General features: G+C 61.9%; 22 protein-coding genes and 1 tRNA gene. 14 read left to right on the forward strand and 9 right to left on the reverse strand.

Annotation, left to right across the window (positions count from 1 at the left end):
* Positions 1 to 292: 292 nt before the first annotated feature.
* Complete coding sequence (locus tag U1739_RS05610; protein ID WP_332704925.1) at positions 293 to 1,144, reverse strand: N-formylglutamate amidohydrolase; 852 nt, start codon at positions 1,142 to 1,144, stop codon at positions 293 to 295.
* Between U1739_RS05610 and U1739_RS05615 the strand changes: the two genes are divergently transcribed.
* The 9 genes from U1739_RS05615 (at position 1,138) to U1739_RS05655 (ending at position 9,304) form a co-directional block, all read left to right on the forward strand.
* On the forward strand, positions 1,138 to 2,067 hold the full coding sequence (locus U1739_RS05615; RefSeq protein WP_332704927.1) for a transglutaminase family protein: 930 nt from the start codon (positions 1,138 to 1,140) through the stop codon (positions 2,065 to 2,067). The two genes, U1739_RS05610 and U1739_RS05615, sit on opposite strands and share 7 nt — an antisense overlap.
* Complete coding sequence (locus U1739_RS05620) at positions 2,061 to 2,903, forward strand: transglutaminase-like domain-containing protein (RefSeq protein WP_332704929.1); 843 nt, start codon at positions 2,061 to 2,063, stop codon at positions 2,901 to 2,903. Before U1739_RS05615 ends, U1739_RS05620 begins: the two co-directional genes overlap by 7 nt.
* A 122-nt stretch (positions 2,904 to 3,025) precedes the next feature.
* On the forward strand, positions 3,026 to 5,014 hold the full coding sequence (locus tag U1739_RS05625; protein WP_332704931.1) for a M3 family metallopeptidase: 1,989 nt from the start codon (positions 3,026 to 3,028) through the stop codon (positions 5,012 to 5,014).
* A 96-nt stretch (positions 5,015 to 5,110) separates the two neighbouring features.
* Positions 5,111 to 5,572, forward strand: a complete 462-nt coding sequence (locus U1739_RS05630) for a nuclear transport factor 2 family protein (RefSeq protein ID WP_332704932.1) — start codon at positions 5,111 to 5,113, stop codon at positions 5,570 to 5,572.
* A gap of 88 nt (positions 5,573 to 5,660) precedes the next feature.
* A complete protein-coding gene (gene recJ / locus U1739_RS05635) occupies positions 5,661 to 7,424 on the forward strand; it encodes a single-stranded-DNA-specific exonuclease RecJ (RefSeq protein ID WP_332704934.1) in 1,764 nt (587 codons plus the stop codon).
* Positions 7,425 to 7,525: 101 nt separating this feature from the next.
* Positions 7,526 to 7,600, forward strand: a tRNA-Glu gene (locus tag U1739_RS05640).
* A gap of 486 nt (positions 7,601 to 8,086) precedes the next feature.
* The gene (locus tag U1739_RS05645; protein ID WP_332704936.1) at positions 8,087 to 8,620 is read left to right on the forward strand and encodes a hypothetical protein; all 534 of its coding nucleotides are present in this window, start codon (positions 8,087 to 8,089) and stop codon (positions 8,618 to 8,620) included.
* Positions 8,621 to 8,704: 84 nt separating this feature from the next.
* Positions 8,705 to 8,986, forward strand: a complete 282-nt coding sequence (locus U1739_RS05650; RefSeq protein WP_332704938.1) for a hypothetical protein — start codon at positions 8,705 to 8,707, stop codon at positions 8,984 to 8,986.
* A 3-nt stretch (positions 8,987 to 8,989) separates the two neighbouring features.
* Positions 8,990 to 9,304, forward strand: coding sequence for a hypothetical protein (locus tag U1739_RS05655; protein ID WP_332704940.1), 315 nt, complete (start codon positions 8,990 to 8,992; stop codon positions 9,302 to 9,304).
* Between the two features lie 1,819 nt (positions 9,305 to 11,123).
* Here U1739_RS05655 and U1739_RS05660 read toward each other — a convergent pair.
* Positions 11,124 to 11,816 (reverse strand): response regulator transcription factor, encoded by a 693-nt coding sequence (locus tag U1739_RS05660; RefSeq protein ID WP_332704942.1) that lies wholly within the window; start codon positions 11,814 to 11,816, stop codon positions 11,124 to 11,126.
* A 310-nt stretch (positions 11,817 to 12,126) separates the two neighbouring features.
* Here U1739_RS05660 and U1739_RS05665 point away from each other — a divergent pair, with 310 nt between their 5' ends.
* The 3 genes from U1739_RS05665 to U1739_RS05675 all read left to right on the forward strand — a co-directional run bounded on the left by U1739_RS05665 (position 12,127) and on the right by U1739_RS05675 (position 17,591).
* Positions 12,127 to 13,695, forward strand: a complete 1,569-nt coding sequence (locus U1739_RS05665) for a beta-helix domain-containing protein (RefSeq protein WP_332704944.1) — start codon at positions 12,127 to 12,129, stop codon at positions 13,693 to 13,695.
* 64 nt (positions 13,696 to 13,759) lie between these two features.
* Positions 13,760 to 16,480 carry a TonB-dependent receptor domain-containing protein gene (locus U1739_RS05670; RefSeq protein WP_332704945.1) on the forward strand — a complete coding sequence of 907 codons (2,721 nt, stop codon included), beginning with the start codon at positions 13,760 to 13,762 and terminating at the stop codon, positions 16,478 to 16,480.
* Between the two features lie 568 nt (positions 16,481 to 17,048).
* The gene (locus U1739_RS05675) at positions 17,049 to 17,591 is read left to right on the forward strand and encodes a recombinase family protein (RefSeq protein WP_332704947.1); all 543 of its coding nucleotides are present in this window, start codon (positions 17,049 to 17,051) and stop codon (positions 17,589 to 17,591) included.
* Positions 17,592 to 17,725: 134 nt separating this feature from the next.
* Here the strand turns inward: U1739_RS05675 and U1739_RS21130 are convergent, their stop codons facing one another.
* From U1739_RS21130 to U1739_RS05695, 5 genes are all read right to left on the reverse strand, one after another.
* Positions 17,726 to 18,277 carry a TIR domain-containing protein gene (locus U1739_RS21130; RefSeq protein WP_443025518.1) on the reverse strand — a complete coding sequence of 184 codons (552 nt, stop codon included), beginning with the start codon at positions 18,275 to 18,277 and terminating at the stop codon, positions 17,726 to 17,728.
* A 19-nt stretch (positions 18,278 to 18,296) separates the two neighbouring features.
* Entirely contained in the window at positions 18,297 to 19,034 is a 738-nt protein-coding gene (locus tag U1739_RS05680) for a hypothetical protein (protein ID WP_332704949.1), read from the reverse strand.
* 26 nt (positions 19,035 to 19,060) lie between these two features.
* Positions 19,061 to 20,164, reverse strand: coding sequence for a toll/interleukin-1 receptor domain-containing protein (locus U1739_RS05685; protein WP_332704951.1), 1,104 nt, complete (start codon positions 20,162 to 20,164; stop codon positions 19,061 to 19,063).
* A gap of 96 nt (positions 20,165 to 20,260) precedes the next feature.
* Positions 20,261 to 22,012, reverse strand: a complete 1,752-nt coding sequence (locus U1739_RS05690) for a DUF6538 domain-containing protein (protein WP_332704953.1) — start codon at positions 22,010 to 22,012, stop codon at positions 20,261 to 20,263.
* A complete protein-coding gene (locus tag U1739_RS05695) occupies positions 21,976 to 22,176 on the reverse strand; it encodes a hypothetical protein (protein ID WP_332704955.1) in 201 nt (66 codons plus the stop codon). The genes U1739_RS05690 and U1739_RS05695 overlap by 37 nt, the downstream gene beginning before the upstream one ends.
* Before the next feature lie 55 nt (positions 22,177 to 22,231).
* Here U1739_RS05695 and U1739_RS05700 point away from each other — a divergent pair, with 55 nt between their 5' ends.
* Entirely contained in the window at positions 22,232 to 24,040 is a 1,809-nt protein-coding gene (locus U1739_RS05700; protein ID WP_332704957.1) for a DUF6538 domain-containing protein, read from the forward strand.
* 124 nt (positions 24,041 to 24,164) lie between these two features.
* On the opposite strand, the gene U1739_RS05705 is transcribed toward U1739_RS05700, so the two are convergent.
* Positions 24,165 to 24,434: a DUF1488 family protein gene (locus U1739_RS05705; protein ID WP_332704959.1), complete on the reverse strand. Its 270-nt coding sequence runs from the start codon at positions 24,432 to 24,434 to the stop codon at positions 24,165 to 24,167.
* A 192-nt stretch (positions 24,435 to 24,626) separates the two neighbouring features.
* Here U1739_RS05705 and U1739_RS05710 point away from each other — a divergent pair, with 192 nt between their 5' ends.
* Entirely contained in the window at positions 24,627 to 25,082 is a 456-nt protein-coding gene (locus U1739_RS05710) for a DUF983 domain-containing protein (protein ID WP_332704961.1), read from the forward strand.
* A gap of 296 nt (positions 25,083 to 25,378) precedes the next feature.
* Here U1739_RS05710 and U1739_RS05715 read toward each other — a convergent pair whose 3' ends face one another.
* Positions 25,379 to 25,777 carry a response regulator gene (locus U1739_RS05715; RefSeq protein ID WP_332704963.1) on the reverse strand — a complete coding sequence of 133 codons (399 nt, stop codon included), beginning with the start codon at positions 25,775 to 25,777 and terminating at the stop codon, positions 25,379 to 25,381.
* Between the last annotated feature and the right edge of the window lie 221 nt (positions 25,778 to 25,998).

Raw genomic sequence — 25,998 nt, forward strand, 5'->3', positions numbered from 1 at the left:
CGAGTACTCAGCGCCTTGAAAACGCTGGACCCGGGCGCCGCCGCCCACATGTCCCTTCATCTAAAACCAACAATGTCAAAGAGCGCAAAATACCGACGCCCTACCAACCCTCTTTTCGGAGAGTGGCGCGGCGCCGAGAATTTGGTGACCGTAGCAAGCGAACCGTGTGGCCCTCCGCTGCGGTGACACCCCTCTAGGGCCACCCTCAGATTCGGTCAAACACATTCTTGCAATTTTCCTACACTTTTTCAAAAATCCCCGGATTTACGCGGGTTTACGGGTCACGTAAGCGTCATCTTGGAAAGCCGCTCGGGCAGGACAAACGGGCAATCCGCCGAATCAATACCGATTCACCCCAGGCGGCAGCTGCCAGTGCGTGGGACAAGCGCTCCGCCCATTCGATGCAGCCCTCGGCCGTCGCGATCAGGTCCTGTCGCACCTCGATCTCGGCATATGGCCGGTCGCGCTCATAGGCATGGCGCGGCACGGTATAATCGATCGTGTCCATGCTATACGGTTCGTTGTCGCCAACGGTCAGATCCCCTGCCCGTTCGAACGCCGCGATCAGCGCAAGGGCGAACGTCGTATTGCCGCGATCGTGCAGCACGCCGACCTGCCACGGCCGCGCCACGCCCTGCATGGCTGGGGTGAAGCTGTGCAGCGACACCAGGATCGTTGCCATGCCGGCGGCATCGCGCCGCGCCAGCTCGGCGCCGATCGCCGTCTGATAGGGGACTTGGATCGCCGCCACCCGTGCACTGCGTTGTTCGGGCGTCAGCGCTATATTGCCGGGCACTATGGTGAGGTCGCTCACTTCGGGCATCGCATCGGCGCGCGCCGGATCGCGATTGCAGTCGATCACGAGGCGTGAATAGGTCTGGCGGATGAACACCGCGTCGAGCTTGTCCGCCAGTAACGGCCCCAAGTCGCCGATGCCGATATCCCAGCCGATGTGCCGCTCGAGTTCCACCGCCGGCAAACCGAGCGACTGCAAGCGCTCTGGCACAAGATTTCCGGCATGATCGCCGATCAGCAGGAACGATGACGTCCCCCCGGGGTTGATTATTCGAACCGGCAATGGATCATATGCCGAAAGCAACGTCTCGCCCGAGACGGTGTCGCTGCGACGAGTATCCAATGCCATTCCTGAACCTTTCACACATTACGCGTTATACCTATCGCCAGCCGGTGTCGTTTGGCGAGCACCGCATCATGGTGCGCCCGCGCGAAAGCTATGACCAGCATCTGATCGACGCCGATCTGCGGATCGATCCCGCGCCGGCCGAGATCCGCTGGCTGCAGGACGTGTTCGGCAATTCCGTCGCCATCGCCACGTTCGACAAACCCGCGCGCGAACTTGTGTTCGACAGCCAGATCCGGCTGCAGCACATGCCGAGCGAGCTGCAACACGTCGATATCGAGGATTACGCGCAAGGCTATCCCTTCACCTATTCGAGCGAGGACATGCCCGACCTGCTGCGCTCGATCGAGCGCCAGCATCACGATCCGCAGCGCCAGATCGATGGCTGGGCGCGGCGTTTCGTCAACACCGACAGCCCGACCGACACGCTCCACATGCTCTCCGAGATGACGCGCGCGATCAAACGCGAGTTCACTTATGTCGGCCGCCCCGAGAAAGGCACGCAATCGCCGATCGAGACGCTCGCCCGGCGCAAAGGCACGTGCCGCGATTACGCCATGCTGATGATCGAGGCGGTCCGCGCTTTGGGCTTCGCCGCGCGCTTCGTCTCGGGCTATGTCTATAACCCGACCTCGCGCGAGACGCATAAGGGCGGCGGCAACACGCATGCCTGGGTGCGCGTCTATCTGCCAGGTTCAGGCTGGGTCGAGTTCGATCCGACCAACGGCATCGTCGGTAGCCGCGGCCTGATCCGCGTGGCCATCGCGCGCGACATCTATCAGGCGGTGCCGATCTCCGGCTCGTGGAGCGGCTTTCCCGGCAGCTTCCTCGACATGACCGTCTCGGTCGACATCACGGTCGACCGCAATGTTTCCGACCAGCCCCGTTCCGCCGACCTCAAGCCCAGGAAAACCCTCATATGCTGATCCGCACCGGCTACGACATCCGTTACGAGACCGACGTCGCCACGCCGTTGATGGCGATGCTCAGCCTGCACCCGTCGCGCAACCGCGACCTGCGCACGCAACACCGTATCGTCACCACGCCGGACGTGCCGATGTACGATTATACCGATGCGTTCGGCAACGTCTGCACGCGGCTGACCGTGCCCGAGGGCGGGCTGACGCTGTCTTGCGATTTCGTGATCGAAGACAGCTTCATCAAGGATCCCTACAGCCCCGATGCGATCCAGCACCCGGTCGAGGATTTGCCCGATGACGTGCTCGTCTATCTGCTTGGCAGCCGCTATTGCGAGACCGACCACTTGTCCGACACCGCCTGGAGCCTGTTCGGCCATATCCCGCCGGGCTGGGAGCGCGTCGCGGCGATCGTCGATTTTACGCACAACCATATCACCTTCGGCTACCAGCATGCCCGCCCGACCAAGACGGCCTGGGACGCGCATCAGGAGCAGCAGGGCGTGTGCCGCGATTTCGCGCATCTCGCGATCACCTTGTGCCGCTGCATGAACATTCCGGCGCGCTATTGCACCGGCTATCTCGGCGACATCGATATCCCGCCAATCCCCGGGCCGATGGATTTCTCCGCTTGGTTCGACGTTTATCTTGGCGACGGCTGGCATACGTTCGATGCGCGCCACAACAAGCAGCGCGCCGGGCGGTTGCTCATGGCGCGCGGCCGCGATGCCACCGATACCGCGCTGACCACCACGTTCGGCCCGGCGCGGCTGGCCGGGTTCCATGTGCATACCGATAAAGTGGAGACGATCGATCTGAGTTCACCACCGGCGCCGCGGCCCTAAGCTTGCGCTCATCGGCCACTGTTCTCCTGCGAACGCAGGAGCCCAGGGCCACCAGCGCTGTCCTTCATAACCCTGGACTCCTGCGTTCGCAGGAGAACATCAACGCTCGACCGGTATAAACAATGATCGAAAACCTCCTCGCCCCCTCCCCGCTCCCCTTTGGCGCGCCGCAGTTCGATCGCATCGACCCCGCCGACTATCTCCCAGCGATCCGCCAGGGCATCACCGAAGCCGCAGCCGACATCGCCGCGATCGTCGCTGACCCCGCGCACCCCACCTTCGACAACACCATCGTCGCGATGGAGCGGGCCGGCGCGCGCCTCGCGCGCGCGCGCCGGATCTTCTGGACCGTCTCCTCGGCGCAGGCCGACGACACGATCCACGCTATAGAGGCCCAAATCGGCGCTTTGCTGACCGCGCACGGCACCTCGATCGGGCACAATCCCGGCCTGTTCGCCCGCGTGAAGACGGTATGGGAAGCGCGCGACGCCGCCGGGCTAAACGAAGCGCAAGCGCGCCTGCTCGACGCCAGCTATCGCGGTTTCGTCGATGGCGGCGCGTTGCTCGACGCTGCCGACAAGGCGCGCTTCGCCGCGATCGCCACCGAACTCTCCGATCTCGGCACCCGCTTCGGCCAGAACGTGATGGCCGCCGCGGCCGACTGGCACTTGCTGCTCGAGCCCGCCGATCTTGACGGGTTGCCGCAAGCGTTGCGCGATTCCAGCGCGCGCCGGGCCGAAGCGCGCGGCGACCACGGCAAACACCTGATCTCGCTCGATCGTGGCGACGCGGAAAATTTCCTGAACTTTTCCGCCCGCCGCGATCTGCGCGAGACCTTGTGGCGCGCGTTCACCACGCGCTGCGACGGCGGCGCGCACGACAATCGCGGCATCGTCGATCGCATGCTCGCGCTGCGTCACGAGCGCGCGGCGATGCTCGGCTATGACAGCCATGCCGATTATGCGCTGGTCGACAGCATGGCCAAGACGCCCGATGCGGCCGAGGGCTTGCTGATGCGGGTGTGGACACCGGCGCTGGCGCAGGTCGCTGCCGAACAGGCCGAACTGCAGGCCGTGGCGCAGGCCGACGGCGAAACGTTCGACATCGCACCGTGGGACTGGCGCTTCTATGCCGAACGCGTGCGGCGCGATCGCTATGCGCTCGACGGTGCCGAGGTGAAACAGCATCTCACGCTGACCCGTGTGCGCCGCGCCGCGTTCGATTGTGCCGCGCGGCTATACGGCCTGGCCTTTGATCGCCGCGAGGATCTGCCCGGCTGGCACGAGGACGTCGAAACCTGGGCGGTATCTCGCGGCGGATCGCCCGTGGGCCTGCTCTATACGGACTATCTCGCCCGCCCGGAAAAGCATGGCGGCGCCTGGATGGGCAGTATCCGCGTGCAGGAAAAGCTCGACACGCCGGTTCTGCCGATCGCCTATCTCGTCGCCAATTTCGCCAAGGCCCCACCGGGCGCCGATACGTCGCTATCGATCAACGAAGCGCGCACCATGTTTCACGAATTCGGCCATGCCTTGCACGCCTTATTGTCCGACGTGACCTATCCCAGCCAGGCCGGCACCGCGGTGGCGCGCGATTTCGTCGAATTCCCGTCCAAGTTCATGGAGCATTGGATCGTCGCGCCGGAGACGCTGCGCCGGTTGGGCCTACCCGACGCGTTGATCGCCGCGATCGAGCAGGCGGAAGAATTCGGCCAGGGTTTCGCGACCATCGAACTGGTCGCCTCGTCGCTGCTCGATCTGGCCGTTCATCGTAGCGCCGATCCCGCACCGGACTCCGCCGCCATCACCCGCGCGACGCTGGAGCGTATCCAGATGCCCGCGGCGATCGCCCCGCGCCACGGCTTGACGCACTTCACGCATATTTTCGACGGCGGCTATGCCGGTGCCTATTATTCGTATTTGTGGTCCGAAGTGTTGGACGCCGACGCCTTTGCGGCATTCGAGGACATTTTCGATCCCGCGCTCGCCGATCGCTTCCGCCGGGAGATCCTCGCCCCGGGCAATATGCGCGATCCCCTGGCCTCGTTCATTGCCTTTCGCGGTCGCCCGCCCGAGGAGGCGCCGCTGCTGCGCGATCGCCGCTTGGCTTGACAGGTTTGAATTTTGGGTATGCAATCGCCGCTACGTTCCGACACCGCGACCGCACCTTTCGTACGGTCGCGTGGGGCCGGAAGCTGGAGAGAGACGATGGGCTGCATATCGGCGATCGATCCCCCGACCCGGGTCGAGGTTCAGGAACTGCTCAGCCGCTATTGTCACTATCTGGATCACGACCGGGGCGAATGCTGGTCGCAATTGTTTACCAGCGACGGCCAATATGAAGATAGCGACGGCCTGATATTGCGCGGCACCGATGCGCTGCGCTCGTTGCCCGCCATCATCCGCCGCAATAGTGCCGGCATGTTGCGCCACATGGTCAGTGCGATCATCGTCGATCGTTGCGAAGCCTCGCGTGATCTGGTCGTCTCCGCTTATGGCCCAGTGGTCGATCTGCGCGGTAATGGCGGCTTCAGCACATTTTACGATTATAAGGTGCAGATCAACCGCGTCCCTGCGTGGCGCATCGCCAAGATCGTCGCGACACGGGTGGGCGGGACCGGCGCGACCTTGTCTGGCGCGGCCTATGCCGGGGTCCCGCTGCATAGCTGAGCGGTATATCGGCCCGGGCCTGGCCCGGGCGAATTGAGCTGATCCGCCCCTTCCCTCCCCTAGCACGCATGTTTACCAAGCGGCGTTCATGAACACCGTCCTCAACATCACAAACTCGATCCTCGGCCAGCCGTGGCGCTGGCGCGCGCTAGCCACCGACGCGCGCGATCCGGGCTTCGCGCCCGACGATCTCGTCACCCAATTGCTGCTCGCCCGCGGCTGCCCGCGCGAGGAACTGGAGGCGCACAAAGCGCCAAGCATCCGCGCCTTCATGCCCGATCCGTCGATGTTCCGCGACATGGACCGCGCCGCCGAGCGGCTTGCCGACGCGATCGAGGCACAGCAATCGGTCACCATCTTCGGCGATTACGATGTCGATGGCGCCACCTCGGCCGCGCTGATGATCCTGCTGCTGCGCGATCTCGGGCTCGAGGCCAAAGCCTATATCCCCGATCGCCTGATGGAGGGTTACGGCCCTTCGGGCACAGCGCTGGTCAAGCTCAAGAACGACGGCGCCGACCTGATCGTCACGGTCGATTGCGGCGCCCAGGCATTCGAGGCGCTGGAAGCGGCGCGCGAGGCCGGCGTCGATGTCATCGTCGTCGACCATCACAAATGCGCGCTTGCGCTGCCGCACGCGCATGCCGTGGTCAATCCCAACCGGCTCGACGAGACCGAGGGCGCCGCCCATGGCCATTTGGCGGCCGTCGGCGTCGCCTTCCTGCTCGGCGCCGCGCTGATCCGCGTGCTGCGCGGTCGCGGTGCCTTTAAGGACAAGCCGGAGCCGCGGCTGCTCGATCTGCTGGATATTGTCGCGTTGGGCACCGTCGCCGATGTCGCGCAGCTCCGCGGCCTCAACCGCGCCTTCGTGGCGCAGGGCCTCAAGGTCATGGCGCAGCGCCGCAACATCGGGCTCAACGCGCTGATCTCCGCCTCACGCTTGACGCGTGCGCCGACCTGTACCGATCTCGGCTTTGCGTTGGGGCCGCGCATCAATGCCGGCGGCCGTGTCGGCAAGTCCGATCTCGGCGTCCGCCTGCTCACCACCCGCGACCCGCAGGAAGCCGCCGACATCGCCGCGGAGCTCGATCGGCTCAACGAGGAACGCCGGGCGATCGAGGGGATCGTGCAGGAAGCGGCCGAGATGCTGGCGCAGGTGGCCAGGGAACGCGCGGTGCTGGTCGTCGCCGGCCATGGTTGGCATCCGGGCGTGATCGGCATCGTCGCCGGCCGCCTCAAGGAGAAATATGGCCGCCCGGCGATCGTCATCGCGATCGATGAGCATGGCGTGGGCAAGGGGTCGGGCCGCTCGATCTCGGGCGTTGATCTCGGCGCCGCGGTGCTCTCGGCCAAGGATAAAGGCCTGCTCGTCGCCGGCGGCGGTCACGCCATGGCCGCCGGGCTGACCATCGCCGAGGACCAGCTCGCCGCGTTCGGTGATTTCCTCGATTCGCGTCTGGCCGATCCCGTCGCGCGCTCGATCGGCGACCGCGCCTTGCTGCTGGACGCATTGCTCTCCCCCGGCGGCGTCACCCCCGCACTGGTCGAGTCGATGGAATTGGGCGGCCCCTATGGCATGGGCTGGCCGCAGCCCAGGATCATCACCGGGCCGGTGCGGATCATCAAGGCCGACGTGGTCGGTAATGGCCATCTTCGCCTGATCGTCTCGGGCGACGACGGCCGCAGCTTCAAGGCGGTGGCCTTCCGCCAAGCCGAAACGGCGCTCGGCGCCGCCTTGCTCGGCGCGCCGCCGCATCGCAAATTGTGGCTCGCCGGGCGCGCCAAGATTGACGATTGGGGCGCCAGACCCGCCGCGGAACTGCATCTCGACGATGCGGCGTGGGTGGATTGAGCGCTTATCGTACAGAAACCGTGGATAACGCGACGCAGCGGGTTGACCGCGGCGCGTGCTTTGCCTAACCGGCCCTTCCACCAACCGGCGCTTGCCGGCATGGCCCCTTCGTCTAGCGGTTAGGACGCGGCCCTTTCACGGCTGAAGCACGGGTTCGATTCCCGTAGGGGTCACCAAAACCATATATTTCAATGACTTAGCTGCGTTGAGAATGCAGTTGTAACTCACCTTTGTATCACAGCACCATTGGGAAATAAGCCCGACCTCGATACGTTCATAGACCGTCACAAGCAGGGAACGCGGTGACAGTCCGATGAAGGCGTGCGACGTGGCCATTGCGTCGCCAAAATTCCGTCACCGAACCAATCGAGATGCCCTTGTCCGCGAACAAAATTTCAGCCAGCCGACTGGCCGATCATCGCGGCCCTCGCCGAAGCAAACCGGCGATGAATAAGGTGAAACGCGAGCTAACAAAGCGGCTTACAGGAGAAAAGGAGCTCATACGCGCTTTGATGAGCGACGCCGCTATCCGGCGGGCGTTTGAGGTAGGTGCCGGCCAGTCACGCGACCCCATGTCAGTATGGACGGATTCTGACCACTCACACCGCTACACCGAGCTTAGCCCAAAGCACTTACCAAAGTGGCACAAGCTATCGGAAGCCATGAAGATGTTCATTGCCTTCGACCTGGGCATGGAGTGCGGTGTCTGCTTCGCGTTCACCGCCCATGTTGACCCCCTTATGCTGGCGGGCTGGATGGCCGGGGGAAGCAACATCATGTCGAACCTCGAGCAACGAATACGCAGAGCGCTGGGAAACCAGGGCATCAGCTCTTTGCCAATGACCTATATCGTAGAAACACGTACTAAGTGGAATAAGGCCCCTACCCGGCCGCATCTCCACGGGATCGTCCTCTGCGAGCGTTCGGGAGACCAAACCCGGTTCAAGGTGGCATTAGAAAAGGCGCTGTTTCCTGCGTTGAAGTGGCAGGGCAAGGGCAGGCCAGTGAAGGTTGAGCCAGCCTATGATAAGGATGCGCAGAACTTGGGCGAGTTCGCGGGCAGAGGCGTATGGCCGTCATACATCACCAAGAATGCGCAACGCTACGACGCGCGGCTGGGCAAACGACGAGTGTTCTTCAGTCAGAGCCTTATCGAGCTCGCGCGGGATGCATGGGCATTGCGTAGGGAAGAGTGATGCGACGCTCTGCTGGAACGAAGCCACCCGCATCCCAGCGCGAGCACGATCATAGTCATCTGGTCACCACAGAGAGAGACCAGCATGAAACCATACATCTTCGTCTGCCCCGACCTGGAGCGGCTCACGATATTCGCGCCCGACGAGGGAACGGCTGTACGAACCTACGCGACGTGGTTCGACGCTCGCGAGTGTCGATACCCCGACAACTACTGCATCGACGTCTGGCGGGCCCCTGAGGGGCACTCACCGGCCCATCTCGATGCGGTGCTCGCAGACGGGATCACCGACGTGGGGCGTTACGACTCGTCTACAGGCTGGACCATATTGGCAGCCGACCACCTGCTCACCGAAGAGGAGGGTTGATCGATGTTCGAGCTTCACGGATTTGCAGATGATGAAGACGATTACCAGGTGGCGATCTTCGCCGCGAACAGAGAGCGTGCTGAACGCATCTACGAGGCGGTATGCTATCGGCTCGGCGACATGCCAGATGGTTGGCTAGGAGGTGAGTGGGACTCTTGGTGGGGACTTGGTCTGGTGCGGCATCAATGGGAGGCAGAGCGCCGGAAGATCGAAGGCATCGGCGTGTATGACTCCAAGACCGGCTGGGCCATTTTGCCGATCGACTACGGGGCTTTTGAGCTCACGCCGCCGGCCGCAAGCGACGGCAGCACTGGATGATACATTAGGGCGAGCGCGACTAAAAATCCGGCGGGCAGGATGGTTTCGCCCTGGATCAGACGACGTCGAAGCAGGACTGTTGCTGCCATTTCCTGACTGTCAGGAGAAAACTTTTTTCCCCCTTTTCAGCCGTCGGAGATTCACTTCGCCGACACTGGAATGGCTGAAACGAGCCGTTTTTCTCCTCTTAGCAAATTTGGCTGCGCCTGACCGCGTAAGGTTTGACAGGAAAGTCAGGCACGTCAGGCTTGATTACGGCAGTCGAATTGAGCCCGTTCGGGATCGAGCAACGCTCGCCAAACCCGCCTGGTCCCGCAAAGATCCCAGGGCGGCCCAGAAGCGGTCATCGTCACAGGTTTTCAGCTCACAAGTCGCACGCAAGCCAATTTGACCCACGGCGCTGCTAAAGGATGGAAGCGACATAAGATCCCTACCCGCGAAGGCAGCTCTTCGGCGCGACTTTGTAGGACATTGCGCGAGAAAGTTTCTCCTGGCTATATAACCCGATGTCGGAACCGCTTAACCGTGGTCTTGAATGACCGCAATTGGGGCGCTTCCTGCCAGTTTGCTTTTCGCCCCGTTAGCTGCCGGTCAGCTTTTGGGCATCTTGATTGTCACAGCGCGACGTGAACGGCAAAAAGTGGTGTAGGCTGTGTGAAAACGCGAAACCTTACGCGGTCGTCGCAACAATGATTCAAAATTGGCCAGAGGTTGATTCAACCTTTGCGAACCACGGTCGCCCCTGATTCCGAAATTGCTCGTTTCGGATGCGACGAAACGTTTTCACACAGCCTCGGTGGGAAGCGGACGTTAACGGGTGCGGCGCTTTGAACCACCAGCGGAAGCGTTTAGATGCACGGTTCCTGAGAGACCGTTCCGTTCACAATCAAGGCGCGACAGCTTAACGTGCCAGTTCTCGCCTCACATATGCCAGTCTGCTTGGTAGTACCGTGAGCAACGTTAGGCGATATACACTCACCTTCGCACTGGCTCCCATCAGTACAGAACTTTCCCGCGTCCTTGTATGGCCGGACACAACCCTCGTCGAAGAAGCCCACCATCGTTGGGTAGCCGCCAGCCGCATAACACGCCTGTAGCTCTCGGACAGTCAGCCTGTTTATCTTGGGTTCGTCTGGGAACGCGCGCGTCGATGCGGGGCTTACAAGTAGAGCCCCTAAGACCATCAGCCGAGAAATGGGAGCAATCATCAACTACGACTTAGCCTATCGGCGAACGTCCGCAACTGGGCGCGAGCGTTCCGGCAGCTTTGCCGCCTGATAGCGGCCAGTCGGGTTGCAGGCGCTCCAAGCGCCTTGGCCAATCGTGAATGGCGATAGATGTGTGGTTAGCGGACTTTCCCGCTAACGGTCAGCAATGCTGATTTGGACCAAAAACAAGACCCGTCGTTCTCGGACGGAAAGGTCACTTGGCGATAGCGGATGGGGTAAGCCGCCCTTCGTTCAGCCCCAAGCAGCTAAGCAATTGGCCGCAGGCCGATGCTTAGCAAGGCCGCGTCGGACCATACAGATCGCCGTGTCGAAGTTCATAACGTCACTGCGTTTAGACGCAGCGCGTTAAGCGAGACCGTGACCAAGGACATGCCGTTTCTGACATGCTGGAAACGACGTCGCCGTTGCCAGCTATTGGGCGGCTTCGGCGGCGGCGGTCGCCTCCTTCTCGGAGCGGTAGACCACCGGGAGCCATCTGCCGGTGCGCATGCATCGCAGGCCCCAGCGGCAAATCAGGTCGGGCTCAGGTCGCAAGGCCGCTTCGAGCTGGCGCTTCGGTATCATGCCGTCGTCATAACCTCAGTAGCCCGTCAGACAAGGCGCAGGGAAGATTGATCGACCGGGTCCAGCCGGTAACCCAGCTTGGGGATCACGGCGATCTTCAACGCCATGCCGTGCTTCAAGATGCTTCGCCGCAAATGCTCGATGTGGTGGCCGACCGACAGTTTTTCGGAGCTCGGAAGGTAATCGTGCCATACTTCCTCAACGACCGTCCGCCTGGTCACGACGTTTCCGGCATGGCGCATCAGAAGCTCGCAGATCTTGAACTCCGTCGGCATGAGATGGACGAGCTTGCCGTCGACGTGAACTGTAGCGCGATCCACGTCCAGCAACACGTTCGCAGCGCGCAACGCACGTGCCCGCCCGACCGGCGAAAGGCGGCGCTTCAGCGCCTGCAGGCGCGCGGACAGTTCGCGGGCCCCAATCGGCTGAGCGACGCAATCGTCCGCGCCCGCCCCGAACGCTGCAACGCAACCATCCTCGGACGGCGCCCGGAAGATAAAGAGGATGAGGACTTTGCCGTCCTGGTTGCGAACCGCCGATAGGTCATGCGCCGCGTCATCGTCAAAAACCGCATGACACATCACCAGCGCGTCAAAGGGAATGTCGCCTAAAAAAGCATCGGCGAGCGGAACCTGCACCACGAAGTGGAGCTCGCCGGCGGCTTTGGTGATCAGTGCGAGAAGCTGGCCATCGTAGGTCCCCGTCAGCCCAATGCGCATTCGAAAACCCCGGATGTGCCGGACGGGTCGCGGCTGTGTAGTGACGGTAGACTGCCGCCACGCAGATCGATTTGACGGCGTCGAGTCGGACCGAAGATGCCGTTGCAGACGTGATTCGACAAGACCGACGCGGTCATCCCGGCGACCGTCATTTATCAGTCACACCGAAGTAACAGAGCCGTAACGCGAAACGCATCTTACGGTCACCTGCCCCGGCTAGGGCCGCCATGGGATCGGCAGGGGGAAAATCCGAGTCGGTCGCGGGCGCGAGCCCAACCATGCAACCCGGACAAACCGGATCGGAGATATTATGGCGAACTTCAAACGCGTTAGCCTCGTTCTATTGACCAGCTGCGCGGCAGCGGCCCTTGCGGGTTGCGGCGCGAGCGACATCGCCTCCCCGGGTGAGGGCACGATCGTCGTCCCCGGCACCCCGACCCCTACGCCAGCTCCCACTCCGACGCCGACGCCCGGCACCGGCCTGGTCACCCCGGCTGCATCCTGCCCGACCATCCCCGGCCCCGACCAGCTGGTCAACGCCGGAACGATCTCCGGCCCGACCGGTGAATACCGCAACTGCGCATTCCCCGCCCGCTTCACTGCGAACACCCAGATCGCGCGCACCCCAGGCGTCATCTACTCGCTGCCCGGCCGCGTCGACGTCGGCACCGATCGCGGCGCCGCCAGCACCGGCAACAACGTGACGCTGACAGTCGACCCCGGCGTCGTCGTCTTCGGTGCGACCGGCGTCTCGTTCCTGGTCGTCAACCGCGGCAACCGGATCGACGCCGTCGGCACGCCGACCCGCCCGATCGTCTTCACCGGCCGTGGCAACGTCACCGGCACGGCGACCGACGACACCTCGCAGCTGTGGGGCGGAGTCGTGCTGCTCGGCCGTGCGCCGATCACAGACTGCTCCGCGCCGCTGGCCGCTCCCGGCACGACGGCATGCGAGCGCGATACCGAAGGCACCAGCAACGCTCTATATGGCGGTGCCACCGCAGATGATAACAGCGGCCGCCTGCAATACGTTCAGATCCGCTATTCGGGCTTCATCCTTTCGTCCAACTCGGAACTCCAGGGCCTGACGCCATCGGGTGTCGGTTCCGGCACGACCATCGACCACATCCAAGTCCACAACAGCTCGGACGATGGCATCGAGGTGTTCGGCGGTCGTCCGAACATGAAGTATCTCGTCTTGACCGGCAATGAGGACGACAACCTCGACACCGACGTCGGGTATAAGGGCTTCATCCAATTCGTCATCGCCGCTCAGCGCAGCGGCGTCGGCGATGCGATGATCGAGGCCGACTCGGACAACACGCTGGAGGAGAACACGCCGCGCCAGAACACGCGCCTCGCTAACTTCACCTTCATCCAGCGTTCGACGGTCGGTTCCGATCTGGCATCGATGCTGCTTCGCGGCAGCACCGACTACACGATGGTCAACGGCGTGGTCGTCAGCCCCAACCTGGCCTGCCTGCGCATCAGCCGCGCCAACACGATCCGCGCTGCCGATCCAGCACTGGATGAAGCCGGCCCGCCGGTGTTCAATTCGGTTAACATGCAGTGCGCCGCCAACCCGTTCCTTGGCAACGCACCGGTCACCGACGCCCAGGTCCGTTCGGTGTTCGAAGCGGGGTCGAACAACAGCTCGACCTTCACGCCGAGCCTGATCAACGGCTTCATCAACGGCGCCAACGAGACGGCACGTCCGGCATTCGCCGCCGCGACGCTGGGCAGCTTCTTCGTGTCGCCGGGTTATGTCGGCGCCGTGAAGGATGCGAACGACACCTGGTATGCCGGCTGGACCTGCAACTCGGCGACGTTGAACTTCGGTACGACCAGCAGTGCCTGCAGCACCCTGCCTACCAACTGACCTGATACGAGGAGCGGCGCGCGAAGCGTCGCTCCTCTTTCTTAATTTTCCCGGGGGATCCTACATGTCGAAGCCGCTCAGCCTGGCGAGCCTGCTCCTCGTTTCCACTGCACTCGTCTCGCCCGCGGCATTCGCACAGACGACCGCGCCTGGCGGCACGGCGTCAAGTTCGACCCCCGCAGCCGACCCCGCGACCGCAGAGACGCCGGCTGCGCAGCAGGACGAGCCAATCGACGTCTCGATCCCCGGCGGCGGCGGCGGCGAGGACATCGTCGTCGTTGGTCGTCGTGACCGCAACCTGATCCGCTCCACACCGCAGGTCGTCTCCGTATTGTCGTCCAACGACATCGCGCGGACGGGCGAAGGCGACATTGCCGGCGCACTGTCGCACGTCACCGGCCTCAGTGTCGTCGGCAACGGCTTCGTTTACGTCCGCGGCCTTGGTGACCGCTATTCCCTGGCCCTGCTCAACGGCTCCCCTCTGCCAAGCCCCGAACCACTCAAGCGCGTCGTTCCGTTGGACATCTTCCCGACCAGCGTGATCGCCTCGTCGTTCGTGCAGAAGAGCTATTCGGCCAACTTCCCCGGCGAGTTCGGCGGCGGCGTCATCAACCTCACCACCAAAGCGATCCCGCGGGACGCGTTCCTGTCGATCGGTGCGTCGGTCAGCGGTGACACCGTCACCACCGGGCAGCTTGGCTACACCCATGCGGGCAGCCGGCTGGACTGGACCGGATTCGACAATGGAACCCGCACCCTGCCAGACAACTTCAAGGATGCGCTGAACAGCGGCAAGCTGATCGCGGTCGGCCAGGACTACACCACCGAGGAGATCGGTCTGCTGGCGTCCAGCCTATCCAACGCGCGCACCACCGTCCTCCAGCGCAACGACAACATTCCGGTGAACTTCTCCGGCGATGTGACCGGTGGCGGTTCGATCGACCTCGGCGGCGCATTGCTCGGGTTCATTGGGACGGCCAGCTTGTCGAACACGTGGCGCACGCGGCAGACGCTGCAGGAAACTGCCGGCTCACCGGACCTGTCGGTCGCAGACAATAGCTTCAACCGCGTCGTAACTGATAACCGCGTCGTCGCCAGCGGCTTGCTCGGCGTGGGGCTGGAGTGGGACGAGAACAAAGTCCGTTGGACCAACCTCTACATCCGCGACACCTTGAAGCAGAGCCGCCTTGCGCTAGGCAACCGCTTCCAGTCGGGAAACCGCGACCTGCTGACCCAGGACACCGCCTGGTATGAGCGGCAGCTGATCAACACGCAGCTGACCGGCGAGTTCAAGTTCGACAAGATCAGCATCGACCTGCGCGGCGGCTACGCCAACACCCAGCGCGAGGCTCCGTATGAACGCAGCTTCACCTACGTGCGGACCAACCAGCCCCTCGCACAGGATCCGACCGGCGACCGGTTCGTCAACGATCTCGGCGGCAACAACCAGGAGGGCGTGGCCACGGTCGCGTTCAGCGACCTGAACGAGGACCTGTTCTCCGGCGGCGCCGACCTGACCTACGAGCTCGCGCCGCGCATTAATGCGACCGTAGGCTACGCCTACAGCGACACCGACCGCACCTCGACGCGCCGGGACTTCACCTACCGTGGCACCAACCTGCCGATCGCGGTCCGCCAGCTACGCCCGGACTATCTACTGTCCGATTACACCATCCAGACCTACGACATCGTCCTTCTCGAAACCTCGGGTCAGGCCGGCGCCGCGGCGTTCGAGGCCAAGCTGCGCACGCATGCCGGCTATGGTCAGCTCAAAGCCGACATCCTGCCGACCGTGAAGATCGACGTAGGCGTGCGCTATGAGACCGCCAAGCAGACGGTCGTGCCGCTCGACCTGTTCAACTCGGGCAGCAATCTGGTCGTCGCGACCAACCTCGACAACGATTACTGGCTGCCCGGCGCGACGGTGACGTGGGAAGTCGCCAACGACATGCAGGTGCGTCTTAGCGCTTCGAAGACGATAGCCCGGCCGCAGTTCCGCGAGCTGGTTTCGCAGATCTACCTCGACACCGACTCGAACCGGAACTTCCGCGGCAACCCCTCGCTGGTCGACTCCAAGCTAACCAACATCGAGGGCCGCTACGAATGGTTCTTCGCGCGCGACCAGCGCGTGACCCTCGGCGGGTTTTATAAGAAGATCGACCGTCCGATCGAGGCGTTCGCGGCGGTCAACGCATCGGACGGATCGGTCAATACCAGCTTCGCCAACGCTCCAGAAGCCACGCTGTATGGCCTCGAACTCGAGGCGCAGAAATACATTCCGCTGGCCGACGTGTTCGGGGGCGACTTCTTCTCCAGCCGCCGCCTGATGCTGACCGGCAATTACACCTTCTCGAAATCCGAAATCAAAGTTGCGGAAGGCGATTTGGCCGTGATCAACGGCTCGTCGCAGGCGGCGTCAAACCTGTTCCGCAGCGGCCAGCCGCTGACCGGACAGTCGAAGCACATCGGCAACGTGCAGATCGGCATCGAGGATACCGACAAGCTGTCGCAGCTGACCTTGCTGGTCAACTACGCCAGCAAGCGCGTCACCAGCCGCGGCCCGTCGGGCCAGCCTGACATCTACGAGCAGCCGGGTGTGCAGATCGATCTGGTTGCACGACAGGGGATCAAGCTGTTTGGCGTCGACGCCGAACTGAAGGCCGCTGCTCGCAACATTCTGGCGACCAAGTACCAGGAGTATCAGGAGCTCGGTGCCAACCGGATCTACTACAACCGCTACGATGTGGGCGCCAGGTTCTCGCTTGGGGTCGGCGTGAACTTCTAAGGCTCTGCGCAACAATAATGGGGCCTGCGTTGAAGGCGCAGGCCCCATTTCTACGTCCGCAAGATACAAAGCGCCGCGTCGCCAGCCTACATCCCCTAGTGCGCATTATCCCGTACAGTTTCCGCTCGGGGCCGCGGCGTCGCGATCGAGGAGGGACGTACCGAAGTGCTGCTGGCCGACGAGTACTCGCGCACACGTTATAAAAGTGGTGAGATCGTAGACACGTTTTGGGCGAGCGCGCTCGTTGCGGTTAGGCGAACCGAGGAGGAGATCGGCCCTGAGAACCTGGGCCGATCTCCTATTTCGAATAGGGTATGCTGAATGCAAGCTCAGTGGCCCGCGCCGGGTGCAGGGCGAAGACAGGACATGCTCGACACGCGACGGTCAAGGAGTCACTCAGCTTGCTTTATCAACGGCGGGAAAGTCCCGCGCTGATCGTTAGAGTATACCCTGGCGATACAAGCGGATGATACAGCTCGAACTGCCCCAGCCTGTCTCAAAAGGGTTGACCCATCATATATGATACAGCAAGGTCTGTCCTCTAGAAGCTATTGAGACGGTATAAGCGATGTTGGTTGGGTATGGACGAGTGAGCAGCGCAGGCCAGTCTCTTGAAGTGCAGCTGGACGCTCTGACCGCGGCGGGGTGCGAGAAGGTCTTTTCCGAGAAGCGCAGTGGGACCACCGTCTCGGGCCGTGATGAACTGGCCGAGGCCCTGGACTTCGTGCGCCAGGGCGACACGCTGGTCGTCACACGCCTGGACCGCCTTGCACGATCAGCTGCCGACCTTCACGCGATCGTCGCTCGCCTCTCTACCAAAGGGGTGGGGTTCCGTTGCCTTCAACAGGGTGGCATGGATACCGACACGTCAACCGGGAAGCTATTGCTCGGGGTTCTGGCCTCGATCGCGGAGTTCGAAACAGACATACGCAAGGAACGTCAACGCGAGGGTATCGAACGAGCGAAGCTGGCGGGCGTCTACAAGGGGCGCAAGCCATCGGTTGATGCCGATGCTGTGCGGTCGCTGCGCTCACAAGGTTTGGGGCCAAGTGAAATCGCCAAGCAGCTTGGGATTGGGCGCGCGAGCGTCTATCGGGTGACACCGGACTGATCACGCGAATTTGATGGCCGTCAAGGACGATGTCCTACAAAGCTCAGTGGGTAAGCACCCGGATGGTGCCGATTGGTCGCGGTGTTGGCAGTGCTTAGCCATCCACCGCCAAACTGCTCGGCAAGCTAATCTACCTACTTCCCCGCCTGGACCGCCGCCAGGTTCGTCCAGCGGATTAAGTTGTTATAGCCATCATCCGTGACCCAGTCGTAGGCGGGAGCCCCTTGGTCGAGCGGCATAACCCGCCCCTCAGATGGCCTCGACAACCACTTGGGCCAACCAAGCACCTTACCTTCGATCTCGCGGTATATGGCCCACTGCCCTCCGCGATGCTCGTAGATGCGGTTATCCCACCCCAGCGCCATCGCTGCGAGCGGATTGCAGCCCCGCCGGCCATAACCCTCGTTGGGGCACTTGCAGCCATCAATGTAAACGGTGAGCAGTGCGTTCCCGCGCATCAAGCTGCGAGCGATCTCATACCGCACCCATTCCCGCGACCACGTCTCGTAACCAGCGAGCACGCAGGTAGTCGATGTGCCACCCAGGCCAGCATTGATGACCCGCTTAAGGTTAGCCGGATTGGTGCGCTTAACACTCTCCCATAGGCTCCGATCGCGTGGTGTCAGGTTACGTCCCTTATCCGTGCCCCTAATTTTACCCGACTGCCGTACGTGGTTCACCCGCATAATATCGGCATAGTGGAAGCTATAAAAGACGTTGCGCGGCGTAGGCGCGACCGGCGGCACAGGCGAACCAGCGCCGTTCCACGCCCTGTTGCCAGGTCTCGCACCAAGGGGCGGCGTGATAGCGAGCCCGGATAGGCTCCCCAGTGCTGGCGATGGAGTTGGTGCTGGGATCGAAAATAGGCCCCTTAATGCGTTGGGCTGTGGCGGGTTTGCGCCCTCTAGCAATGCTTTCACTAATGGTGAGAGCGGCTGGTTGCTGAGCGCGTTCTCTCGCTGACCCAGCAGGGCCGCCAACGCCAGGGAGGGGAGCTTTGGAGGAGTCGGACTGCACATGATCGGCAAGATACAACAGGCCGCCCATCGAGGCCATCAGTAAAAGATAAAAGGGGAACACCGAGACACTGGCGATCGAGCTGCGAAATAATTTCCAGTTAAGGACATCCGCCTTCAAGGTCATGTTTGGTAAAACGTCGAGCGCCCGACTAGCAACGTCCTCATAGAGCGCGCGGTAACGGCGCTCCAACGAAAGGTAGTAGCTGTCCATGAGCCCAAACAGCATAAGGACCATGGCGGCTCCCATACCGAGCCAAGGAACCTGCTTTTGAAACGCAACCGCAATGATGGCGGCGTTAATTGTGATGCAGAAGTTTTTCGCGCTTGCGCTGAAACCCGACATTCTGGAGATCACGCCCTGGATCAGGGTCAGGTGCGCGATCCTAAGATCAACCAGCTTATCTGGATTGGGTGGGCTCAACATCGGTGCGTGCCTCTCCGGTTTACCGCTCAGAACGGCACGTCAGCGTCGTCGTCCGCGAAAGCGGTGGCCTGCTTCTGCTCGGAAATGATCCGGTGCGCTACGGTGAACTTACGATGGGTAACAGCCTCGAGAAAGCAACGAAGGCGTTCATACTTTCCCGTCAGGTACCCAGCACCGCTAAGCTGGCCGTTCTCGGCAAACGCCGCAACGATCTGCTGAAGCTGGGCATCGGTAAGCGACTTAACGCTGGCCTTCATGCGGTCGAAACGCTCTTTGGTATCTGAATAGCTGGGAGAGTCGCAGAACGCGGTAATGAGCACCTCGTTCAGTCGCTCCTGCCGTCCAAGTGCCTTACCTATCAATGGGAACAGACCCTTGGCGGCCGCTAACGGATCGTCAATGTTGCCGCGCATTGCCTGTACGTGGGAGATGAAGCCGGGAGGGTCTTTGCTGCCCAGCTTGAGTGGCACGATTGGCGCGCTCCTACCCAGAGCGTATCCAACCTCCTGCTGGCACCAGAGGCTATCCTGGAAGTCGTCCGTCATAAAGACGATCATTGCCTCCATGGTCTCAAGCCCCTTCATGATCTCGCCTCGCCACTCAGCAAGCGGCGCTATGGTATCATGGGCGATGAAGCAGGACAGGCCGTACTCCTCCAGCGCCTCACCGAGTTCACGAGCTTCCTTCTTGTAGGCATCGCGATGGCTGACGAAGACACGCGCCAGCCCCGGCTTCCAGAACTCAACCGCATCAGGGTTTACTGGCAGCTTCTTGGAAAAGGGAACGGCGCGCTGGTATTTGGGATCGTTGTCGTCGTTCAGATCCAGGCGCAAGGCGTTGAACGATTCGTTTTCGATCCCCTCGCCTAGTGTGTTCAGGTCCGTCAAAAGCCGCTTACACACCTCCTGCAGCTCGGCCAGTCCTACCAAGGAGAGCGTTTGGATCGGAAGGAAAAGAACCACGTCGTGTCCATACATGCCGCCGTTCCAGTTGTCGTAAGCGGCATCCTCGATCGTGGCGTAGTTGCAGTGCAAAACGATCTCTGAGAGGCGGCTCTCACCCGCGTTCTGATAGATGAGCTGTAGCCGAACCAGGTAGGTCGGAAGTTTGGAAATCAGGTGCCTGCTCAACATGGCCTCAGAGAGTTAATAGGTGGTCGGGCATATAACCGTGTACACAGCCTAGCTTTTCCCCTTAGCGATCGCGCGTCAACAGACGTCGCCAGGTCAAACAACGAAGCGGCGATGGGGAACGATGATATTTTTGAACCGTGCCCCGTGAAATTCTTCGTGGAGGTCTTCTGCGGAGAAAAAACCTATATACCGTCGGTCGAGGTCATCGTGGATATGTCCCACAATCGCATTGGCTTTCTTCCCTCCACCATGATCCTCCAAAAGCTTCTTAAACGAACCTCGGAGGCTATGAAACGTCACTGCACTTCGGGTTTCATTTGGCGCAAGCGGGAATAGACTAGGCATGAGCGTCCGATTAAATGCTCTTACCCATTTACCGTTCGCCCAGCGCGAAAGGTCGTCAGAGTCGTTTAATCGGTCGCGCGGGCAATCCCAGTCGGGGAACAATCGATCGCCGCCGCCGCTAGATACGCGGTCAAAGTATGCCGCAAATCCCAGCTCAAGTAGCGCGTCAAGTATCGGGACAATTCTGCTATAGCCCCCCTTGGTGCGACGATATTCGTTTGGTTGGAGCACAATATGCGGCGCGTTTCCAAGATGCACTTCACTCAGCTTGAGGCCGCCCAGCTCCGCTGCACGGGCGCCGGTAAATAGAGCAATGACGGGTGCCCAATAGCGCATATCATCCAGGATCACACTTCCCGGACTATAGGACAGCCGGCGGGACTTACATCCGGCAAACCAAGGGTGAGCAAACAATACATTCAGCTCGCTCTCAAGCAATCGCCTTTTGTTTGGTGTAGCTAATAGGTTAGGCTGAGCGACCCACGCGGACAAGTCAACCTCAGACGCAGGGTTAGGACCGCTGCGCCAACCCCTTCCCTTTGCAAGCGTCAGTAACGAAGAGACTGGAGTGAGATAGCTCTGAACCGTCGTTCGGGTGATCGGACGTGCATTTTTGCTGCCGATGCCCACTTCTCTCAACGTGACGACTTCGAGGAAACGATGTATATCACTCTGGAAAATCTGATCTATCGGCTTGTCACCCACGGCCTCGATAAAACATTCGTAAGCGCGCTTGTATTTTTGGACCGTCTTCGGAGCAAGGTTCTTCACTGCGAACTGCTTCTTTGCGACCTCGCTCAGTTTCCGCTGGGTCGATGTCTTCATAGACGGCGAGGCAAATGTCCTGACCAGCGAGGATCCGCTATCATCGGGCAGCGATTTCCCAAGAAACATAGATTGAATGTCTTGACGAGCCTGCGTCAAACCATCTCTGATAGCCATCTTGAGTTCACCGAAGTACGCGGAACGCTCGTCTACGCGAAAGTTTAGGAAATCGTTCGCGCGCCTCGCCCGCTCATCGACCGAGCTACCGCCCAAAATGAGGCCAATGTCATCGTGGCGCGCCGTTGCTTCGTTCACCCGTTCCAAGCGCCGCTCAAGATCTTCCAAACGGTCGGACGAAGTTTGCGCTGCCAAAATATCTTCGCGCCAGCTTCGACAAAGCCCGTCACGGATCGATCGGGACAGATCAGCAAGGGCCACCTCATCCAAGACACGCGGCGCGGTGGTCACCGACTGAAGACCTTGCACCCCCGTGACAACGGAATGCCCTAAGGCCAATGCCACCATGCTATCGAACTTCTGTTCTTCGATGGCGGCCTGCGCGAGCGCCTCAGAATACACCTTCGTTTTCAAGCTGCGGCGATACTGCCCAAGGCTATCGAAATGCAGCTCAAACGCACTTGGTCGGGCAACGACAGCGCGAGGCACCCGGCGCTGGTAGTAGTAGACCGAGTCTCGAATCATCCCATGACGAAATGGCTTTGCGGGTTTTGGCATCCCTCCTGAAGGGCTTGTATCACACCAATGTCGCTCACTTTATTTGCGAAGTGCCCAGAAAACCGGACAGCTCGTGCATCAAGAGCGTCAAATTGTCGCTCGAAACGATTCCCGTAGGGGTCACCAAACGTCGCTTTTTCGTCGGAATCGCGCAATTCAGCCACTCTTCCCTGCTTGTAGGTACAGCGCTATGGTACAGCGAGCACGAGAATGGCAGGCATGGCGCAGCCCTACAAACACCCCCAGACCGGCATCTACCATCTGCGTCGGCAGATCCCGGAGAAGCTCCGCGCCGCGTTCGGCGGCAAGGCCCTTTACAAGGCGAGCCTAGGCACCAAGGACTTCGTCAAGGCGTCGGTCCTCTTCACCGCCGCCAACGCCGAACTGGAACGCCAGTTCGAGGAGGCGCGCGAACGCCTGGCCTCAACCGGCGACCCGCGTCCATCCCAACGCGATGAAGCCCAGCGGCTGGTGATGGCATATTTTGAGGGACCGGAGTTCGATGAGGGCGGCCTCGACGGTCCGGAACGGCTCGACCTCGCCAGGCGGGAGATCGACCGCGGACTGTGGAACGCCACGCCCGAGGGGTGCTCGCTCGTGGCACCCTCCACGACGGAGCAATGGACGCAGCTGGCCGGCAACGCGGCCCTGTTCCGCAATCATCCCGGAACGCGCCGACACCTGGCCGGCCAAGCACCCGGTGCCGTCTGGCGCATGTCCGATGCGAGCTTCGCAGCCGGTGCCCGCGATGCCCAGATCGAGCGCGCGGTGGCTCAAGTCGCCCGCTACCATAGTCTCGGTAAAGCAGACCTGCCCGATGGCCTCGGCGGCGTCGTGCGCAGCTATCTCGACGCGCTGCCCATCGGTCCCTCGCAAGAGCGCAAGCCCCAAAGGACGCAGTCCCGCCAACGGCCCGGCATGCGGCTCCTCGAGCTCTTCGACAGCTGGAAGGATCAGCGCGGCCCGACGGAGAAGAGCGCCAGCGAATACCGGACGTCCATCGTCGATTTCATCGACTATGTCGGCGACATCACCATCGGCGAGATCAAGCATGACGACCTCCTCAACTATCGGGACGAGGCCCGGAAGCTGCCAGCGTCGATGCCCCGCGCCGACCGCGCGCTGTCCTTCACGGGACGGCTGTCGAAACACGGCGCAGTCAAGGCTGGCCGCATCGGCCCCGACACGCTGAAGAAACGCGTCGGGGCCGTTCAGGCGCTGCTGAGCTACGCCTGGGCGGAGAACATCCTGACCAGCAACATCGGGACCGGCGTAAAGATCGCCGGCTACAAGAAGGGTGGCAGGCGGCGCGAGCCTTTCCAGGAGGAGGACTTGCAGAAGCTCTTCAGCAGCCGGCTGTTCCTCGATCCGGCCAGTTGGAAGACCGAACGCTTGGTGACGGATCAGACCCTGTACTGGATGTTCCTGATCTGCTTCACCACGGGCGCGCGGATCGAGGAGGTCGGCCAGGCCAAGCTTGCCGACGTCAAGCGCAGCGGCAAGGTGCTCTACATCGACATCGACGACTTGGTGGTCGATCCCGGAGACGAAGCCGAAAAGCACGTCAAGACGGTGGATTCGCGCCGCCTGGTGCCGATCCACGACCACCTGCGATCCCTCGACTTCGAGGGCTATCTGGACGCGCTCGCCAATGCCGGACATCGACAGTTGTTTCCGGACCTGAAGCCCAACATGTACGGCGACCTCACGCAGGAGGCTTCACGGCTCGCCAACCGCTACATCGACAATCACGCTACCAAAGATAGGCGGGTGGCGTTCCACAGTTCCCGCCATAGTTTCAAGGATCTGGCGCTCGAGGCTGGGATCACCGAGCGGATCGTCGATCAGATCTGCGGTCACGCGCCCACCACCGTAGGCGGAAGATACGGCCGGGGGGTCCGCTTGCATGTGCTTCATCGCCGGCTGCACCAAGTGGACTGGTCCTTCGTCGACTGGAACAGCATGCTTGACGCAGCGAAGACCATAAAATGGACGATCTCGCCAGCAACCAGACCACGTGGAGATTGAGCCCAGAAGATGGCGATGGAACCGTTCTCGTGTCGGCGACGCGTCCGAGGGCGGCCTTCAAGCTGGGATCCGACGGCCGAAGCATTCCGCCCGCATGACCGCATCAGGTCCTATTCCTCACGATCTATTCGAGATCGCCCTCATCGACGACGACCACGTTCGCTGACGGGCGCTGCACCGCGGCCTCGACGCAGATGTCGGCGATCTCGTCGCTGAAACGCTCGAACATCTCGAGCGCGTCCGCCTCGGGCTCATCGCCGCTCAGCTCCTTCAGCACGGCATATCTGACGGCGAACTCGCGCTCCTCACCGTCGATCTCCCCCGTGAACTCGACCTGGCGCGCAACGTCGTTGTCCATGAGGCTGTCTTGATCGATTTCGAGGCGCAACGCCATTTCCGGCTCCTTTATCACGTCCGACCTCTGGCCAATGCGCCAGGTCGCGGCAAGCCCTACGAACGAATGGTTCGGACTGTTCCAAAGCATCGAGTGCTCATCACGCTGGTATCCTTGCGGCGTCACCGCCGGACACCACATCAATCAGCAGGCTGCGTGCTAAGTTCAGTAAGCGGAAATGAGGACCGATAGTTGGAACAAGAGCCATTCCGAGCTCCCGATTTCGCATCGGACAGCGACAAGCTCCGTTGGATCGTCAAGTGCGGCTGGAAGGGGCTATGCCCTCGCTGCGGTATCGGCCGCATGTTCAGATCCTGGCTGAGGATCGTCGACCGGTGCGAACACTGCCATCTAGATTACCGGTTCGCCGCCCCCGATGACGGCCCCGCCTTCTTCGCGTTGACCCTCATAGCGCTGCCGCTGATCTTCTTCGTGGTGTGGCTGCCGGTGGCCTTCGATCCCCCCGTCTGGGTGCACTTAGTGACCTCGGTGCCGTTCATGGCGCTCGGCACCCTGTTGCCGCTCCGGCCGATCAAGGGTTGGCTCGTCGCGTCGCAGTTCGTCAACCGCGCGCAGGAGGCAGGGACGAAGGCGCTTTGGGCGCAGCTGCACGGGACGGATCCGAATTCCAACGACTTCGATCAATGACGTTGCCAAGGTTGGGTCGGCTGACACGGCGGAGATGGCCAGGGATCGGTCGAGCCCAAGGCAGAGGAGGCGGACGATCGGGCATGACGAACGGGCGTTCCAGGCCGGCTAGTCCGCCTCATCCTGCCCGCAGAACCATTCTTGCCGGTTGCCGTAGAAGCTTCCGTCTCCATTAGCCGCTTTGCCGGCTGCTCCCCGGGTGCCCGCCACCCCGCACACGTCGGGCGGTGTGCGGACCGGTTTGCCAGGACGACGTCCGTTGTTCCTTGCATCGTAGCGTCAAGGCGCTCTGCCCGTCAGGTCAACAGGTCGTCGGAAAACCGCTTCGAACTGAAAACGGCCTCGATGCTTTCGAAAAGCGCCTGCATCGAGATAGGCTTGGTGATGAGATCGTCGGCGCCGAGGGCAAGGCATCGGGCGCGAGTGTCCCGCCCGCCCTCTGCACTGACGACGATTATCGGGACGGCCGCCTTGTCGTCGCGCCTCGTCCTGACGGCGTCTATGACGCCGAACCCATCGACGTCGGGCATGCGCAGATCGAGCAACAACAAATCATAGGTCCGGTCCTCGAACAACCTAAGTCCCTCCGATCCCGATTCAGCCTCATCGATCCGCAGGCCCGCCACCAGGAGCATGTCCCGCACCACCTGCCGGTTCAATTCGTTGTCCTCGATGAGGAGTATCCTGGGGCTCATCACTGCAAGGCATCCCCGTCCTCGGATAGGCCTGCTCGGTCGTGAAGCGACAACTGGCTCGCGCGGTAGACGATCGGGTCCCCCGCAGGGGAAGTTCGAGCCCCGGTGCCAGCGGCGCTCAGCGGAGGAACCGCAGCGAGCATCGGAGCGCCACGAAATTGCGATAGGGGGCGGAGAAGCATGTCATTAAGGACGGAGCCCAGGCACCTGAACCTTGAACG

It is taken from the genome of Parasphingomonas puruogangriensis (assembly GCF_036663635.1).
In the GTDB taxonomy this organism is placed as follows: Bacteria; Pseudomonadota; Alphaproteobacteria; order Sphingomonadales; family Sphingomonadaceae; genus Sphingomonas.

Bases quoted from the DNA above. Each gene is read 5' to 3' on its own strand.
- U1739_RS05665 (WP_332704944.1), top strand. From the start codon at position 12,127: ATGGCGAACTTCAAACGCGTTAGCCTCGTTCTATTGACCAGCTGCGCG.
- U1739_RS05645 (WP_332704936.1), top strand. From the start codon at position 8,087: ATGAAGATGTTCATTGCCTTCGACCTGGGCATGGAGTGCGGTGTCTGC.
- U1739_RS05675 (WP_332704947.1), top strand. From the start codon at position 17,049: ATGTTGGTTGGGTATGGACGAGTGAGCAGCGCAGGCCAGTCTCTTGAA.
- U1739_RS05680 (WP_332704949.1), bottom strand. From the start codon at position 19,034: ATGTTGAGCCCACCCAATCCAGATAAGCTGGTTGATCTTAGGATCGCG.
- recJ (WP_332704934.1), top strand. From the start codon at position 5,661: ATGAACACCGTCCTCAACATCACAAACTCGATCCTCGGCCAGCCGTGG.
- U1739_RS05690 (WP_332704953.1), bottom strand. From the start codon at position 22,012: ATGCCAAAACCCGCAAAGCCATTTCGTCATGGGATGATTCGAGACTCG.
- U1739_RS05630 (WP_332704932.1), top strand. From the start codon at position 5,111: ATGGGCTGCATATCGGCGATCGATCCCCCGACCCGGGTCGAGGTTCAG.
- U1739_RS05620 (WP_332704929.1), top strand. From the start codon at position 2,061: ATGCTGATCCGCACCGGCTACGACATCCGTTACGAGACCGACGTCGCC.
- U1739_RS05705 (WP_332704959.1), bottom strand. From the start codon at position 24,434: ATGGCGTTGCGCCTCGAAATCGATCAAGACAGCCTCATGGACAACGAC.
- U1739_RS05615 (WP_332704927.1), top strand. From the start codon at position 1,138: ATGCCATTCCTGAACCTTTCACACATTACGCGTTATACCTATCGCCAG.
- U1739_RS05650 (WP_332704938.1), top strand. From the start codon at position 8,705: ATGAAACCATACATCTTCGTCTGCCCCGACCTGGAGCGGCTCACGATA.
- U1739_RS05660 (WP_332704942.1), bottom strand. From the start codon at position 11,816: ATGCGCATTGGGCTGACGGGGACCTACGATGGCCAGCTTCTCGCACTG.
- U1739_RS05715 (WP_332704963.1), bottom strand. From the start codon at position 25,777: ATGAGCCCCAGGATACTCCTCATCGAGGACAACGAATTGAACCGGCAG.
- U1739_RS05625 (WP_332704931.1), top strand. From the start codon at position 3,026: ATGATCGAAAACCTCCTCGCCCCCTCCCCGCTCCCCTTTGGCGCGCCG.
- U1739_RS05700 (WP_332704957.1), top strand. From the start codon at position 22,232: ATGGCGCAGCCCTACAAACACCCCCAGACCGGCATCTACCATCTGCGT.
- U1739_RS05655 (WP_332704940.1), top strand. From the start codon at position 8,990: ATGTTCGAGCTTCACGGATTTGCAGATGATGAAGACGATTACCAGGTG.
- U1739_RS05610 (WP_332704925.1), bottom strand. From the start codon at position 1,144: ATGGCATTGGATACTCGTCGCAGCGACACCGTCTCGGGCGAGACGTTG.
- U1739_RS05670 (WP_332704945.1), top strand. From the start codon at position 13,760: ATGTCGAAGCCGCTCAGCCTGGCGAGCCTGCTCCTCGTTTCCACTGCA.
- U1739_RS21130 (WP_443025518.1), bottom strand. From the start codon at position 18,277: ATGCGGGTGAACCACGTACGGCAGTCGGGTAAAATTAGGGGCACGGAT.